This window comes from Priestia sp. 3CA3, from assembly GCF_056836725.1.
Genome location: NZ_JBXENJ010000003.1, coordinates 210,118 through 226,435, shown reverse-complemented (window position 1 = coordinate 226,435; position 16,318 = coordinate 210,118). Strand labels below are relative to the sequence as shown.

Annotated in this window: 15 protein-coding genes and 1 pseudogene; 15 read left to right on the top strand and 1 reads right to left on the bottom strand. The window is 38.7% G+C overall.

Annotation, left to right across the window (positions count from 1 at the left end):
• The first annotated feature begins 106 nt into the window (after positions 1–106).
• The 5 genes from AC1VNJ_RS10525 (at position 107) to AC1VNJ_RS10505 (ending at position 5,514) form a co-directional block, all read left to right on the top strand.
• Positions 107–1,486, top strand: coding sequence for an APC family permease (locus tag AC1VNJ_RS10525; protein ID WP_033578140.1), 1,380 nt, complete (start codon positions 107–109; stop codon positions 1,484–1,486).
• Positions 1,487–1,599: 113 nt separating this feature from the next.
• Positions 1,600–2,259 (top strand): HAD family hydrolase, encoded by a 660-nt coding sequence (locus AC1VNJ_RS10520; protein WP_014461428.1) that lies wholly within the window; start codon positions 1,600–1,602, stop codon positions 2,257–2,259.
• Between the two features lie 173 nt (positions 2,260–2,432).
• Entirely contained in the window at positions 2,433–3,377 is a 945-nt protein-coding gene (locus AC1VNJ_RS10515) for an ABC transporter substrate-binding protein (protein ID WP_028412138.1), read from the top strand.
• A 79-nt stretch (positions 3,378–3,456) separates the two neighbouring features.
• Positions 3,457–4,491 carry a FecCD family ABC transporter permease gene (locus AC1VNJ_RS10510; RefSeq protein ID WP_033578146.1) on the top strand — a complete coding sequence of 345 codons (1,035 nt, stop codon included), beginning with the start codon at positions 3,457–3,459 and terminating at the stop codon, positions 4,489–4,491.
• 6 nt (positions 4,492–4,497) lie between these two features.
• A complete protein-coding gene (locus AC1VNJ_RS10505; protein ID WP_482640774.1) occupies positions 4,498–5,514 on the top strand; it encodes a FecCD family ABC transporter permease in 1,017 nt (338 codons plus the stop codon).
• Between the two features lie 26 nt (positions 5,515–5,540).
• Here the strand turns inward: AC1VNJ_RS10505 and AC1VNJ_RS10500 are convergent, their stop codons facing one another.
• Complete coding sequence (locus tag AC1VNJ_RS10500; protein ID WP_033578148.1) at positions 5,541–6,542, bottom strand: DUF3231 family protein; 1,002 nt, start codon at positions 6,540–6,542, stop codon at positions 5,541–5,543.
• A 247-nt stretch (positions 6,543–6,789) separates the two neighbouring features.
• Here AC1VNJ_RS10500 and nei point away from each other — a divergent pair, with 247 nt between their 5' ends.
• From nei to AC1VNJ_RS10450, 10 genes and pseudogenes are all read left to right on the top strand, one after another.
• Entirely contained in the window at positions 6,790–7,608 is an 819-nt protein-coding gene (gene nei, locus AC1VNJ_RS10495; protein ID WP_028412142.1) for an endonuclease VIII, read from the top strand.
• Positions 7,609–7,711: 103 nt separating this feature from the next.
• A complete protein-coding gene (locus AC1VNJ_RS10490; protein WP_013055587.1) occupies positions 7,712–8,089 on the top strand; it encodes an FAS1-like dehydratase domain-containing protein in 378 nt (125 codons plus the stop codon).
• 213 nt (positions 8,090–8,302) lie between these two features.
• Positions 8,303–9,682, top strand: coding sequence for a DUF6612 family protein (locus AC1VNJ_RS10485; RefSeq protein ID WP_482640773.1), 1,380 nt, complete (start codon positions 8,303–8,305; stop codon positions 9,680–9,682).
• A gap of 156 nt (positions 9,683–9,838) precedes the next feature.
• Complete coding sequence (gene murQ / locus AC1VNJ_RS10480) at positions 9,839–10,744, top strand: N-acetylmuramic acid 6-phosphate etherase (protein ID WP_028412145.1); 906 nt, start codon at positions 9,839–9,841, stop codon at positions 10,742–10,744.
• 12 nt (positions 10,745–10,756) lie between these two features.
• Positions 10,757–11,611 (top strand): MurR/RpiR family transcriptional regulator, encoded by an 855-nt coding sequence (locus tag AC1VNJ_RS10475; RefSeq protein ID WP_033578150.1) that lies wholly within the window; start codon positions 10,757–10,759, stop codon positions 11,609–11,611.
• Positions 11,612–11,701: 90 nt separating this feature from the next.
• Positions 11,702–13,063, top strand: coding sequence for a PTS transporter subunit EIIC (locus AC1VNJ_RS10470; protein ID WP_033578151.1), 1,362 nt, complete (start codon positions 11,702–11,704; stop codon positions 13,061–13,063).
• Positions 13,060–14,070, top strand: coding sequence for a MupG family TIM beta-alpha barrel fold protein (locus AC1VNJ_RS10465; RefSeq protein WP_049163020.1), 1,011 nt, complete (start codon positions 13,060–13,062; stop codon positions 14,068–14,070). Before AC1VNJ_RS10470 ends, AC1VNJ_RS10465 begins: the two co-directional genes overlap by 4 nt.
• A 127-nt stretch (positions 14,071–14,197) precedes the next feature.
• Positions 14,198–14,338, top strand: a pseudogene (locus AC1VNJ_RS10460) (LacI family DNA-binding transcriptional regulator); the annotation flags it as partial.
• 12 nt (positions 14,339–14,350) lie between these two features.
• Positions 14,351–15,211 carry a LacI family DNA-binding transcriptional regulator gene (locus AC1VNJ_RS10455; RefSeq protein ID WP_028412149.1) on the top strand — a complete coding sequence of 287 codons (861 nt, stop codon included), beginning with the start codon at positions 14,351–14,353 and terminating at the stop codon, positions 15,209–15,211.
• Positions 15,212–15,359: 148 nt separating this feature from the next.
• A complete protein-coding gene (locus tag AC1VNJ_RS10450; protein ID WP_028412150.1) occupies positions 15,360–16,259 on the top strand; it encodes a dihydrodipicolinate synthase family protein in 900 nt (299 codons plus the stop codon).
• Positions 16,260–16,318: the final 59 nt, after the last annotated feature.

Here is a 16,318-nt window from a genome sequence, read left to right as displayed (position 1 = left end):
ATAAAAATGAATGAAAGTCATTCATTTTTATATAAAGAAATTAAATCATATGCATTTATGGGTTAAATTGTCAGAATGTTCTTAATAAAGTGAAGGGGGAAGATAAATGAAACATGAAACAGTAACATTAAAAAGGTCGTTGAAATTATGGCAGATTGTATTAATGGGGATTGGATATATGACTCCGATGGTAGTGTTTGATACGTTTGGGATTGCGTCTGATATGACGAATGGACACGTTCCCACATCTTATATCATAGCCCTTGTCGGGATGCTTCTCACGGCAGTAAGCTACAAAAAGATGATTCAAGTGTTTCCAAATGCAGGCTCAGCCTATACATATACGCAAAAGACAATCAATCCACATTTAGGGTTCTTAGTTGGCTGGTCTGCACTAATGGATTATCTCTTTTTACCGATGGTTAACGCACTTATTTTTCAAATTTATTTATCATCTATTTTTCCTTCGGTACCATCGTGGATTTGGGTTGTCAGTTTCGTCATTATCGTTACGCTGCTAAATTTACGAAGCGTTAATTTCACCGCCAATTTCAATACGTTTCTTGTTGTATTTCAAATGACGATTTTAGTATTGTTTGTTGCTGTTTCAGTCAAAGCGTTGCTAGGCGGAATGGGGGAAGGAACCCTTTTTTCTATGAAGCCTTTTTTTAATCAGAACATGACGTCATCAGGGCTAATAGCGGGAGCGACACTTATGTGTTTTTCCTATTTAGGGTTTGATGCAGTGGCCATGTTATCAGAAGAAACGCCCAATCCTAAAAAAACGATTCCGCGAGCTATTTTTTTAGTTGCGTTAATTGGAGGAGTCATGTTTACCGTGACATCTTATTTTATCCAAGCGGTTTTTCCAACGTTAGAAGGATTCAAGCATCCAGACGCTGCAGCTCCTGAAATTGCTATGTATGTGAGCGGCACGCTGTTTCAAATTGTCTTTTTAGCTGGAGGAATTGCAGGAACATTATCATCAGGCATGTCATCGCATGCAAGCGTTTCACGTTTATTATACGTAATGGGACGGGATCGAATTTTACCTCAGTCATTTTTTGGGTATGTTCATCCTAAGCTGCGCACTCCCTCGCGAAATATTGTATTGGTCGGAGTTGTATCAGCAACTGCCATTTTCTTCAGTCTGGCAACGGCTACTTCATTTATTAATTTTGGAGCACTCATTGCGTTTTCTTTTGTTAATATTTCGGTTATCGCGCACTATGCTGTTCATCAAAAGCAGCACCGGTCGGCTAAGGGATTTTTGTCATACATTGTTATGCCACTATTAGGAGCAGCAGCGATTGGCGTTTTATGGCTTAACTTGGAGCGCAATTCATTTTTACTTGGGATTGGCTGGGCGATTGCTGGTTTAGTTTATTTGGTGTATGCAACGAAAGGTTTTAGAAGGCAGCTGTCTTCCATTGAGTTTAAGGAAACAGAAGAAATGTCACCTTTGATGAAAGTCGGAGAAAAGTAAGGATAGAAACTACCTGTTTAAGCCTATCTTATTAAGGAAGCCACATTTATGGATTACGTATTTTGAACGTGTTACTATGTAAGAACGATAAGATAGAAAAAGGTAGGTAAATTATGATTAAAGCAGTTGTGTTTGATTTTGATGGATTAATTATTGATACAGAATCAGTGTGGTACGAGGTGTACCGCGAAATGTTAGAAGACAGGGGAGTAGATCTACCGATTGCAACGTTTGCTTCTTATGTGGGAACGGATGCTACGGCACTTTACGATTATTTGCTTCAGCAGTTTAACAATGAGTTCACGAAAGAGGAACTGGCTCAAGAATCGTTAAGACGTCATCAAGAAAAAATGAAATCATTAGTAGCCCGAGAAGGTGTAGCAGAGTACTTGGCAGAAGCAAAAGAACTTGGATTAAAAATTGGTTTAGCAAGCAGCTCATATCGCGACTGGGTAACAGCATTTTTAAAAGAGCTAGATTTGCTACACTATTTTGAAGTCATTCAAACGCGCGATGATGTAGAAAAAGTGAAGCCAGATCCGGCTCTTTACCGAAATGCAATTGAAAAGCTAGGAGTAGAGCCCTCTGAAGCTTTAGCATTTGAAGATTCTTCTAATGGAGCAAAAGCTGCTATGGCAGCAGGCTTGCGCTGTGTGATTGTACCAAATCCGTTAACTAAACATCTGTCATTCGAAAGATATCACTTACACATCGAATCGATGAAAGAGAAAAGTTTAAAAGAAGTGATTCAGTATCTTTGTATTGAAGATTAAAAAGAAAGGACGCTCCTGCTGCGTCCTTTCTTTTTTTATAGAATAGGTATAACTTTTTTAATTAAAAAATAGCGAATCAGCTTGTTTAAATAGATAAAACTGATATAATGATAACGATTATCAGTTTCAAGAGTCGATTATCTACATAAAGATACAAGCAGGAGGAATGACATTTGAATAAGAAAAAAATAGGACTGCTGGCTTTTATTACAATGCTGGCAATCGGAATGCTTATCGGCTGCAGCAGCACGAACAAGGAAAATTCAGCCGATGAAAAAAATGAAAAAACAAGAGTGGTTAAACATGAGCTTGGAGAGACAAAAGTAAAAGAAAATCCAAAGCGAGTAGTTGTATTAGAGTTAGGTTTTATTGATGCATTGTTAGATGCTGGTATTAAACCTGTAGGAGTAGCTGATGATGATAAAGCAGAACAGCTTATTGATAAAGATGTACTAAAAGAAATCAAAGGATACAAATCAGTTGGTACGCGAGCACAGCCTAGCTTGGAGTCGATTAAACTGTTGAAGCCAGATTTGATTATCGCTGATTCAGAACGTCATAAAAATGTATATAAAGAATTATCGAAAATTGCGCCAACAATTGAATTAAAAAATTTAAATGCTAATTACGATGATTTACTAAATACGGAGTTAAAAGTAGGAGAAGCGGTTGGCAAGAAGGCAAAAGTTGAAAAAGTTGTAGAAGAGCATAAGCAAAAAATGAAAGATTTAAAAGCAAAAGCGCCAAAAAATCCGGGCAATGTACTTGTTATCGCTGATGCAAATGGTAATATTAATGCTAGAACTTCAAATTTCTTTACAACGGGTGTTCTTGAGCAATTAGGCTTCAAAAATGCATTAACAGATCCTACAAAAGAGTACAGTGTAAAAATGACAATGGAACAGCTCGTAAAAGCAGATCCAGACAAACTCATTGTTATGCGAAATGAAAAAGGTCATACGCCTTTAGCAAAACAGCCATTATGGAAAGAGCTAAAAGCGGTTAAAAATAATCAAGTGTATGAAGTTGATGTATTTAAATGGTCTCTTCGCCGAAGTGTACAAGGTGCAAATGGTATTGCAGATGAAGCAGAAAAGTTATTATTTGAAGGCAAATAATAACGAAGAAAAGAACAATCCAGCGGGGTTGTTTTTTTCTTTTTATTGAACTTTCAAATGGAAGGAGGCGCAGTCTACTATGAAAGCTGTTCACGGTTTATCCAAAAGAAACAAATCTCCACTTCGCATAATAGCTATTTTTCTTGCTGTTATCATTCTTTTACTGATTTCTATGTTTTTATCTATTTCCATCGGTTCTATACATATTTCTTTTGGAACGATTAAGCAAGCTTTACTAGATTTTGACGGATCAAAAGAACAATCGATTATTCAAACTGTCCGCCTGCCTCGCTTATTGGTCACGGCATTTGTTGGTGCTAATTTGGCTGTCGCCGGAGCGTTGATGCAAGCATTAACTAGAAACCCATTAGCTTCTCCTGGTATTTTTGGTATTAATGCCGGGGCATCAGCGGCAATGGTATTTTTAACGGTTTTAGTGCCAGGTGTAAGCATGATTGGCGGGGTGTTTGGAGCATTTTTAGGAGGCGCCTTTGCTGCTGTTATTGTCTACGTCATGAGTTCGTTGATTAAAGGAGGAGACAGCGATGTAAAGCTTGCTTTAACGGGTGTCGCTATACAAGGTATGCTTATGTCTCTTACACAAACGCTGCTAATTTTTAATGAAAGCAAAACAGAAGGCGTTATGTTCTGGCTCACCGGCTCAGTTATTGGGCGGGACTGGGGACATGTTCACGTGTTGCTTCCTTTTAGCATTGTAGGTCTGCTTGTTGCGTTTGGTCTGGGAAGAGCGTCTTCTTTGCTATCTTTAGGAGATGATGTAGCTAGAGGACTCGGGCAGCGAGTCTTTGCCATTAGAGCGTTCACTGCAGTTGTTGTGATTGTATTAGCAGGTGTTTCAGTGGCGATTGCGGGTCCCATTGGCTTTGTAGGGCTTGTTGTTCCCCATATGGTGCGCTATTTAATAGGTGTAGATTACCGAGTTGTTTTGCCAATGAGCGCGCTGCTTGGAGCATCTTTACTGCTATTAGCAGACGTATTGTCGCGATTTATTACATACCCGTATGAGACCCCTGTAGGTGCAGTGACAGCACTTCTTGGAACACCGTACTTTATTTACTTAGCGAGACGCAAAAAAACAGAAAGGAAGGCATGAGTATATATGCAGACTGTCAATAAAACAAAAAAGCAGCCATCTCGATTCAAGTCTGTCGGCCTGTTTATCATTCTTTCTGTCTTCATTATAGCGCTGAGCGTGATAAGCCTTAGCTTAGGAGACATTAACATACCTCCTTTAGATATTATTACGTCTTTTATTGGCATTGGCGATCCTGACTTGACGTCTATTTTGGTAGAATTTCGCCTGCCTCGTATTTTGCTGGCTATTTTAACCGGGATCGGCCTAGCTGTGTCCGGAGTCGTCGTACAGTCTATTATGAGAAATCCGCTCGCTAGTCCAGATACATTAGGTCTTTCAAGCGGATCAGGGTTAGCTGCTGTTGCAGTCACTATTTTACTGCCTTTAGCAAGTCCGTCTGTTTTATCAGTCGCTGCGTTTGCAGGAGGCTCCTTTGTCTTCGTAATCGTCTATTTGCTTGCTTATAAAAAAGGAGTAGAACCTATTCGATTTGCGTTAATAGGTGTAGCGGTCAGCGCTTTTTGTTCATCCGGTATTCACTTGTTAATTTCAAAAGCAAATCCAAACGTAAACGCAGCACTCATTTGGCTGAGCGGCAGCTTATGGGGAAGAACATGGGATCAATTGATTGGTTTACTTCCGTGGGTCGTTATACTAGTACCGCTGATTTGGCTGTTAGCTGCTCGGTTAGATTTAATTCATTTAGGCGATGAAGTGGCTAGGGGGCTAGGGGCTAGAGTAGAGCTAATTCGTCTAATATTACTAGCAAGCGCAGTGGCAATGACGGCTGCCGTTGTATCGGTTGTTGGTACCATTGGCTTTGTCGGGCTTATTATTCCTCATGTGGCCAAACGGTTAGTGGGACCGAGACATAAACAACTGATTCCTACAGCCGCTTTACTTGGAGCTTTGTTTGTACTAGCGGCAGATTTGATTGGGCGAGGAATTGCTCCTCCGATTGAAATTCCGGCCGGATTAATCATTGGCATTATCGGCGCTCCGTATTTTCTTTATTTACTGTGGAGAGAATCTAAAAAATAAGCTCGCGCTTTAGCGCAAGCTTATTTTTATTCCAAGTGAATTTTGGGAAATGGAATATGCGGAGGCTCTTCTAGCCATCCTTGTTCAATACTTATTCTTGATACTTCTTTGGCATATTCCAAAATTTCAGTCGTGAAGTTTGTATAGTTTAAAGCGAGATCTAAACGGGGGCTTGTTGACATCGCAAGCCCGTAGCCACGTACATTTTCAGTAATCATCGCAGCTAGGTGAAACATCATGAGTTTTTCTGAAAATGGGGGAACAGAAGACTTTTCTACTCCGTAATCCCACTTCATTGTGACCGGTATGTTTTCTACCATTAGCGGTTGTGACAGGGATTCAATATGCTGCTGCACAAGCTCTCTACCCTTTAATAAAAAAGCCTGAATGTCCTGAGAAGGAGCTGTTTGAGCAAACCCTAAAATTAAATCCTTTGCAATTAAGTTCGTCTGTATGCTTGACACGATATGAGAAATTTCAATGACGGTTAACGGCCGCTTTTCATCAAAATAGCTTCCTAAGAAGAGTTCTTTATCGTTCATATCAGACGCATCTGCAATAGGAATGGGAGGCAGTTCTATAAAAATTTGTTTTTCCAACAACAAATCTGTAATCGTTTGGTTAAGCTTTTCTGCTTTTAACAGCAAGCTGCGAAAAAAAGATCGTACATCATTTCTTGCGGCAACATCGACGCCCGTAGTTGCTGACAGCAGAAGGACATTTGAAATATGCTTTAAATAAAGCAAATAAAAAGAATCCGAAAATAATTTTGGAGCTTCAGCGTCAAGGTCTTCTTCTCCGAAACCAAGCGGGATTGGCATATTTTCTTTTAAAAAGATAGCAGTGAGCGCATCACTGTTTTTTGTTGTGATATGCAGTGTACCTTGAATCGCTTTTTGAATCTCTAAATCGTCTACATGACAAAGAAATTGTTTGAGCATACAAGAAATCGCTTTATCGTTCATATATTGCTTCCAAATAACAGCCATCTCAGCGGCTGATAGTGGAGAAAATGATTGATTATTCATAATAAACTCCTCATGCTAAGTAATTAACAAGTTTCTAAAAGGTTACCAACTAGTATAAGTCAAAGGAAGTAAGATAAACACTATAGAAAGTAAAAAAGGTATCAACATTTTACTATAAGAGTAAACGTCATGCATAATTTAAAGGTTCTTTTAGCAAAAGAAGGGCGCAGCCGCTTCTTTCTTGCAAAGCAGAAATAAAACCTAAATAATAAATGAAGAAAGTTAGGCAAGAAAGGAGTTTCATTATATGCCAGAAGGTCCAGAAATTAGACGAGCAGCCGACGAAGTGGAAAAAGCGATTATCGGTCTTCCTGTTCGCGAGATATGGTTTGCTTTTCCATCTTTGCAACATTATGAAGAAGTATTAACAGGAGCTCGTATTGAGAGAGTAGATACAAAAGGAAAAGCTATGCTTATTCGTTTTGACAACGGCTATACCATTTACTCACATAATCAGCTTTATGGAAAATGGTATGTTCGTTCATCTTACAATTATCCATCTACAAACAGACAGCTGCGCCTTGCAATTCATAATGAAAAAAAATCAGCGCTGCTTTATAGCGCTTCTGATATTGAAGTATTGCGTGATGAAGAAGTTCCAGCTCATCCTTTTGTATCAAGGGTTGGTCCTGATATCTTAAGTGAAGAAGTAACGGCAGGTGAGCTTTTAGACCGTTTTTATTCTAAACCATTTTATCGTAGAAAGTGGGCATCGCTGCTGCTAGACCAAAGCTTTATAGCTGGGATTGGCAATTACTTGCGCAGTGAAATCCTATTTGTAGCGGGAATTAACCCTGCAGCTCGTCCCATAGACTGCACGGAAGAACAGCTTAAAAAGGCAGCTGAAGCAACCATTTCTCTTGTAAAACAGTCCTATAAAACAGGTGGCATTACAAATGATGTAAAGCTTGCTGAATCGTTAAAAAAGAAAGGGCAAAAGCGCTCTGCATACCGCCACTGGGTTTTTAACCGTGAAGGAGAAGCTTGTCGAATTGACGGCACGCCTATTCTAAAAGTCCAAGCTGCTTCTAGAAGGCTTTATTACTGTCCTACTTGTCAGAAATAGCAGGATATATTTATTCTGCTATTTTTTGATGTAAAAATGAATTACCATTCATTTTTGTGATATAGTTAAAAAGTAAAGTCATAACCTTAAGGGGAGGGATAAGATGGAATGTAAAGCAGGAGATACATTTACGTGGCAAAGAACGTTTCAAGAGGAAGAAATCATGCAGTTTGCGGAGATGACTGGAGACCGGGGCAAACATCATATAGAACGTGACGAAAAAGGGCGGCTAATGGTACATGGGCTTATGACTGCTAGTATTGGGACAAAGATAGGGGGAGACTTAAACTACATTGCAAGAGAAATGGTGAGTGAATTTCTTCGTCCAGTTTTTGCAGGAGATACAGTTACCTGTGAATGTATATTAACTGAAGTAGAAAAAGCAGATGGTTTTCAAAAAGTGAAAATCAAATCAGTGTATCGAAATCAACAAGGTAAAGAAGTACTGATAGGGACAAGTAATGGAATTATAAGAGATTGAAATGAAAGCGCTAACAAAAAAAGTTATGAAGGTTGTTAAAAAAGTCACGGATTCGTGGCTTTTTTATTGTTCAATTTCCTTCTTTTGTTGGTTACCATTTAAATGTAAATATGGTAATTTGGTAAAGTTGAGTTTCACAAATGGTAAAAATGTGTATTTACTAAGTACATAGATTCTTATTTTTGGAAAAATATTTAAAAAGGAGTTTCTTAGATGAAAAAAATAATGAATACCGGCTTAGCACTATCATTCGCTCTATTGCTTTCGGCATGTGGGATGCCGTCTTCAGAGGAATTAACGGGTGACGTGAAAGAAGCACAAGAAAAGGTGAAAAATGTTCAAGTGAAAGTCAATGGGAAAGAAGAAGGGTCGTCTAATTACAAAGTCAACGGAGTACAAGAGTTTGATTTTAAAAGTAAAGCAGGTTACATTAACACAAAAATGAACGGCGAAGAATTGAAGATGTATCATGACGGTGATGAAACGTTAGCTGTGGCTGGAGAAGAAAGCAAAAAAGTACAGGGAGAAGAAAAAAAGTACGTTAAGGCTTTAATTAATAACGCTAGGGAGCTTCAACAAAATCCAATACGCTACTACCAAAAATATGATAAAAATCTTCCAAATGAATTTGACGTCACCGAAAAAGACAAAGAGTATGTATTAACATTTAACGGAGACAAAGACAAAAAGCAAAAAATTGTAGCAGGTGATGCTAAAGCTTATTATAAAATAACAAATCAAGGCAGCGATACTGCTGTAGACCTTGACCAAATTAAAGGAAAAGATTTTTCGCTTATTGTGACAATTGATAAAGAAACGAAGCAAATAAAGAAAGTAGTAAAAAATCAGTCGTATTCAGTTAAAGTAGACGGAAAAACAGAAAACTCAAAGTCTAAGCAAACGTATACGTATACATATAACCAATTAGACAATGTAACAAAACCAAAAGTGGAAGCAAAAGCCGCTGCTGCTTCTAATGGTAGCAGCACCGAAACGCCAAGTAAAGAAAAGCAGGCTGCCTATGCCAAGGAAGCGGGACAATACGTGGATGCTTTAATTCAAGCCACTGTTTATCAAAATACAGATCAATTTGTTGCTAAACATCCGAATCAGCAAGATAAGAAACAGGTAAAAGAAAAAGGGGAGTTCCAAAAGAGTTCGTTTGTAGAGTTTTTTGAAACGAATTTTAAAGGGGCTTTATCATCATTGAGCTCAAATATAACCGATGAGCAGTTAAACGAAGTAAGCAGCGCTTTTCTAAAAGCTCTTTCATCTACAAAATATACCATTAAAGATGCAGCGTATAGTGCTGAAGATGATGCGTACGTCGTACAAGTCGAAATTCAAGGATTTAACGATGCAAGTGTATTAGCGGAAGTCATGACACCACTTGCAGAAAAATATCAGGCGGGTGAGCTGAGTAACGAGCAGTTAGTAAACGAACTTATTGACGGAGTAGCAAAACGCTATCGTGAGCCAGTTGAATTACTTCCGGCAAAAACAGTCCCTGTACACGTCGTAAGAAATGGTGAAAAAGATTACGAAGTTTTAATGCAAGATGAGTATCTGTTAACATTTGCTCAACAATCATAAATAGACATAAAAAAGGATTTCAGCTATATGCCTGAAATCTTTTTTTATGTTGTTTTAAAATATAATTTCAAAAAACAAAATAAATTATTGAAATTATATTTTAAACGAATTATAATAACCATAACTTCACTACATGATGAAAAAGGGGCCGAAAAGATGAATGAACAGCTTACGTTATTAACAACAGAGTCTCAAAACGAGCAGACCATGAAGATAGATACGGCTAGTACAAAAGAAATTTTAAACGTAATGAATAAAGAAGATCAAAAAGTGGCGCTGGCTGTGCAAGAGGTACTTCCAGACGTAGAGGTAGCAGTTGAGTTTGTAAGCGAATCGTTTCAAAAGGAAGGGCGGCTTATTTATGTCGGAGCAGGAACAAGCGGACGGCTGGGAGTATTGGATGCTGTTGAATGCCCGCCTACTTTCAGTACCAATCCCAATCAGGTACAGGGACTGATGGCTGGAGGAGAAAAAGCATTTGTGAAAGCAGTTGAAGGTGCAGAAGATAAAGAAGAATTGGGAGCAGCAGATTTACAAAAAATACATTTAAATGAACGAGACACAGTCATTGGAATTGCTGCAAGCGGACGTACGCCTTATGTGATTGGTGCATTGAAATATGCAAAATCTGTAAAAGCTAAAACAGTGGCGCTGTCTTGCAATGGTAATTCACTTATTGGAAAAGAAGCAGATCATAGCATCGAGGTAGTAGTAGGTCCAGAAGTGCTAACAGGTTCCACAAGGTTAAAAGCAGCAAGCGCTCATAAAATGATTCTCAACATGATTTCTACCGCGGCCATGATTAAAGTAGGAAAAGCATATGAAAATTTAATGATAGATGTTCATGTGAGTAATGAAAAGCTTAAGGAACGAGCGATAGGTATTATTTGTAAAATTACAGGTGTTTCTTACGAGCGAGCAAGTCAAACGCTTGAAGAAGCAAATAATGAGGTAAAAACAGCAGTGGTTATGATCAAAACAAATGAAAATTACGACACCGCAAAGATGTTACTGAATAATGCGGGGGGGTATGTGAGAAAAGCGATTGAACATTACGTATAAAGGAGAGAAACGATGTCAACAGGCGGATTAACAATGATTAAAAACACGGTGGCTAAGCTTCCAGATTCGGAGCGGAAAATTGCTGAATATATTTTAAACAACCCGCATACTGTGGTAAACAGTACGGCTGGGGAACTAGGAAGACTAGCGAATGCGAGCAGTGCTGCTGTTATTCGTTTGTGTAAATCTATCGGGGTTAGCGGCTTTCAAGAATTAAAGGTTAGAGTAGCCGGTGATTTAGCTAAAGATACAGAACAAGGATACCGTGATATTGAAACAAATGAAACAATTCAATCTATTGTCAAAAAAACGGCAAGCAACAGCATTCAAAGTCTAAGTGATACGGCTGAGCTTGTGAATTATAAAGAAGTAGAGCGGGCTGTTTTGGCGCTGATTGGAGCAAAAAACATTCATTTTTTCGGAATTGGTGCTTCACATATTATTGCTATAGATGCGCAGCAAAAATTTCTTCGAATTAATAAAAATGCGACGGCTTTTGCGGATAGCCATTTAGCAGCTACACTCATCGCAAATGCAAGTAAAGACGATGTAGTTGTGGGTATTTCTTTTTCAGGAGAGACTCCTGAAGTAAGCAACGTCTTATCTTTAGCTAAAAATCGCGGAGTAAAGACGATTAGCTTAACTAAGTACGGACAGTCTACCGTTTCGTCTTTAGCAGATATTTGTTTGTATACGTCTTATTCTCAAGAAGCGCCGTTTCGAAGCGCAGCAACATCGTCTCGTTTAGCCCAGCTTTATGTGATTGATGTTTTATTTTTAAGTATTGCAGCGCAGCAGTACGACCAGACGATTGAGTATATTGACAAAACAAGAGATGCCATTCAGTTTTTGAAAGATAAGAAATAAAAAAAGAAAACGATTACAAAAAAGGGGATTTTGTGGTCTGTTTCCTCAGTGGCGTATCCATCTAAGAGGAAAATACAAAGGGGGATTAACATGTCTTTAGATAATCATCAATTAGCAAAGGCTGTTTTGGAGATGCTTGGGGGAGCATCTAATATTGAAGCGTATACGCATTGTATGACGCGGCTGCGTGTGACTATAAAAGATGATTCAATTGTTAAAAAGGCAGATATACGAAAACTTGAAGGCGTGCTCGGATTAGTGGAAGAAGAAACGCTGCAAATCATTATTGGGCCGGGCAAAGTGAACAAAGTAACAGAAGAATTTGGAAAGTTAATTGATGAATCCGGCGGTATTAACTTAGAAGATCGTGCAGCACAGCGGAAATCGGAGCTGAAAGAAAAAAATGCAACTCCGTTTAAGCTGTTGCTTCGCCGAATTGCAAGTATTTTTATTCCGTTGATACCTGCTCTTGTAGCATCTGGACTTATTACCGGAGTGACAAAAGCAGCTGTGCAGGCGAAGTGGCTTCCGGCAGATTCACAGATTGCTATTCTTTTAACCGTTATCGGAAGCGGTTTATTTGCCTATCTGGGTATTTTAGTAGGTATTAATGCAGCAAAAGAATTTGGTGGTTCGCCAGCTCTAGGAGGCTTAGCGGGCATTTTAGTCATTAATCCTGCCGTAGCTGATATTAAACTTTTTGGTGAAGCACTTTTGCCGGGGCGTGGGGGCTTAATAGGAGTGCTGCTTGCAGCAATCTTTATGGCCGTGTTAGAAAAACGAGTACGTAAATTTGTCCCACAGTCACTGGATATTATTATTACACCAACCGTTACGGTGTTAATTACAGGAATTATTACGTATGTGGTATTCATGCCAATCGGCGGCTTCATTTCAGATGGAATCACAAAAGGTCTTTTAGGAGTTTTAGAGGTTGGAGGAGTTGTAGCAGGCTTTGTTTTAGGGGCAACGTTTTTGCCGCTCGTTATTACAGGACTGCATCAAGGTCTTACTCCGGTCCATTTAGAGCTTATTAATTCGATTGGAGATGATCCGCTTCTTCCTATACTAGCAATGGGCGGAGCCGGTCAGGTTGGTGCAGCTTTTGCTATTTATATCAAAACAAAGAAAAAACGCTTAAAGCGAGCAATTGGAGGCGCACTTCCTTCAGGGCTGCTGGGAATCGGAGAGCCGCTTATTTTTGGAGTCACACTTCCTTTAGGGCGTCCATTTTTAACCGCTTGTCTTGGAGCTGGAATCGGCGGAGCGTTTCAGGCGCACTTCCATATTGCAACTGTAGCAGTGGGAGTATCGGGTTTGCCGCTTACGTTTTTAGTTCATGCGCATCAAATTCTTCTTTATTTACTTGGATTAGTTATTGCTTACGCAGCAGGCTTTATTTGTACCTATTTCTTTGGATTTAACGATGAAATGGCGAGGGAGTTTGAATGATTGGCATTTCATTTTATTTGAACGATAGAGATGCCAAACAAAGATTAGTAGAAGCGAGTGAATGCGGCGTTACACGCGCATTCACTTCACTTCACATTCCAGAGGAAAAAGGAGATTTGGCTGAACGGGCAAAAGAATTGCTTCATGTGGCTAGAGATTGTGGAATAAGCGTGTATGCAGATGTATCTAAGCATACACCGGTTCATTTAGGTATCGAAAGCCTTATGACTCTATCTTCACTTGGCGTATCAGGTATTAGACTAGACGATGGCTTTAGCGTAGAAGAAACGATTTTACTTGCGGATGAGTTTTATATTGCCCTTAATGCAAGTACAGTGTCAAAACTAGAAATAGAAGCGCTATTATCTGCAGGCCTTCATCATCATCAGCTGCTTGCTTGGCATAATTTTTATCCGCGGCCTGAAACAGGGCTTGAAGAAACGTTTTTTCAACAGCAAACAGATTTATTTAATGAACTTCGTATTCCAGTTTGTGCTTATATTCCTGGAGAAGGCGAAAAGAGAGGACCTATTTATCAAGGACTTCCTACTAGAGAAAAAGACCGTAATAAATGTCCTTTTACCTCTGCAGTAGATTTATACGGATGCGGAGTAACGGAGGTTTATATTGGAGATCCATACGCCAGTTCAAATTTATTAAAACGTTTAGTTCAATATCAAGAAAACCGCATTATTCCGCTACGCATTCGTTCACCTCATATACAGGGAACGTACAGCGTGCGTCCGGATGTATCAAGAGACGTTCTGCGTTTGGTTGATACACGATCTGTAAAACCAGTGCTGCCATTTCATACAGTAGAACGCAGAATCGGAGCAATTACAATGGACAATGATGGCTACGGACGTTACAGAGGAGAGGTTCAAATAGCTAAAAGGAATTTGTCTGCAAATGCTAATGTGAATGTGATTGGGTATGTAATAGAAGAAGATCATGAGCTGCTTTCATTAGTGAGACCGGGACAAAAACTTAAGCTTATCAATGTCTAAAAGGAAAAATGGATTCATCATCGAATCCATTTTTTTATTTAAGCGGAAGAAAAAAGAATTGTCAAACTAAAATGAAAGCGTTATACTGAGTTTAGTAAAACGTTAAACTAAAAATGGAGATGGTCATCTGGTTACAATTAAAGATATTGCAAAAGCAGCAGATGTTTCAATTACGACTGCCTCCCTCATTTTAAACAACAAACCGGGAGCAAGCAGAATTTCTGAAGCTACTAAACTGCGTGTAATTGCAGCTTCAAAAAAATTAGGCTATATCCCCAATATGTCTGCGCGTAACTTGCGGGGACAAGACAAATCAGCGCAGCTAACAATTGCTCTTATTTGGCCAATTGATACGCGCGTATCGTTAGTGGGACGCATTCTTACAGGTATTCAAAACTACATAGCTTCATTAAAAAGCGGCCCTACTATTAAATTATTAGTCGAAACGTTTCAAAATGAAGAAGGTATTTCCTCTGTAAAAGGTCTTCAAACATCTTCATATTTTAACGGAGCGATTATTGCGAATACAACGGCAGCTGATGAGGCTTATATTCACCGATCTAAACCTGGTGTTCCGATTGTTTTATTTAATCGTGTATCATCTATATACTCTGTTATACAATCCAAAAATTATGAAGCGGGCCAAGCGGTAGCAGATCATTTTATTCGTAATAATCATCAACATATCAGTATTTTAGTTCCAGACGTGTCTTCACAGGCTTTAGAAGCAGGAGTAAAAGGCGTAACAGATAGAATTGAACAGACTGATGTTACGTATTGTCACCATTACTGTTCATATACAGAACAAGGTGGGTATGACAGCATCAAACAACTTATTGAACAAGGAAAAGTTCCAACCGCTGTGATTTGTTTGAGTGATCATGTTGCATTAGGAGCTCTTTCTGCTCTTAATGACTACGGCATCTCTGTGCCAGCTGATTGTGAAGTGATGGGATTTGATAACCAAGAGTTCTCTAAATTTACTAACCCAAAACTTTCGACTGTCAATTTGCCGGTAGAAAAAATGGCCTATTGTGCAGGAGAGCTTTTAGTTAAAACAATTTCTGATCCATATGGGGATGTGGACCAACAGATATTTGATTTGGAAATTATTCATCGTAATACAACGAGAATCAAATAAAAAGCAATGCCATTCATGAGGTCTCTTTAAAAAGAGACCGATTTACAAAAATATAAGAGCAAGCTTTTTATTTTTTATTAGTAAAACGTTGTACTAAAACGTTTTACTAAATATAGAGTAATTCACTACTAACAAAGGGGAGAAGGAAATGAAACATTTATACGGAGTTACAACAGCAATGGTTACACCGTTTACTAAAACGGGTGAAGTAGATTTAGAGAAAGTAGTAAATTTAACAGAGTTTTTAATTTCAAAAGGAGTGCACTGCTTGTATCCGCTTGGTACAACGGGCGAGATGCTTCGTCTATCTGTCAAAGAAAGAAAGCAAGTTGCAGAAACAGTAGTGAAACAAGCGGCTAATCGTGTAACCGTATTCATACATGTAGGAGCTATGAATGAAGAAGATACAATTGAGCTTGCAAAACATGCCTATGAAATTGGCGCCGACGGTATCGGAGTAGTTACGCCTATGTTCTTTGGAGCAAACGATAACGAACTAGAAACGTATTTTATAAAAGTAGCAAACAGTGTCCCGAATGATTTTCCCGTATATTTATATAATATCCCTCAGTGTTCAAGCAATGATTTAACGGCAGAGGTAGCTCAAAAAGTGGCAGATTCATGCAAGAATGTAATTGGTATTAAATATAGCTACCCTGACTATTTACGCGTAAATGATTATTTAAATATTAACGATGGAAACTTTTCTGTTCTTCCCGGAACCGATCGTTTATTTTTAGCAGCTCTGGCTATGGGATGTGAAGGAGTTGTCTCCGGTGTATCGGGCGTTTATCCCGAGCCTTTTGTAGAGACTTATAATGCCTTTAAAGCGAATGATTTAGAAAAAGCGAGAAAGATGCAAAAAGTTGCTATTCAATATTGTGAAGCTCTTTTAAACGGAAGCAACATGTCTTATTTTAAAGAAGCATTAAAATTGAGAGGCATTGATGTTGGTGGCATGAGATCTCCTCAAATAGATTTAACAGAAGAAGAAGTCAAAGAATTAGATGATAAACTAAATAGTATTCGTCCAAAGAGCAGTGTTTAATAATTGGTTCATGTTCTGAATAAACTCATGCATTTCTAGTGAACAGGGCTGTTTAATAA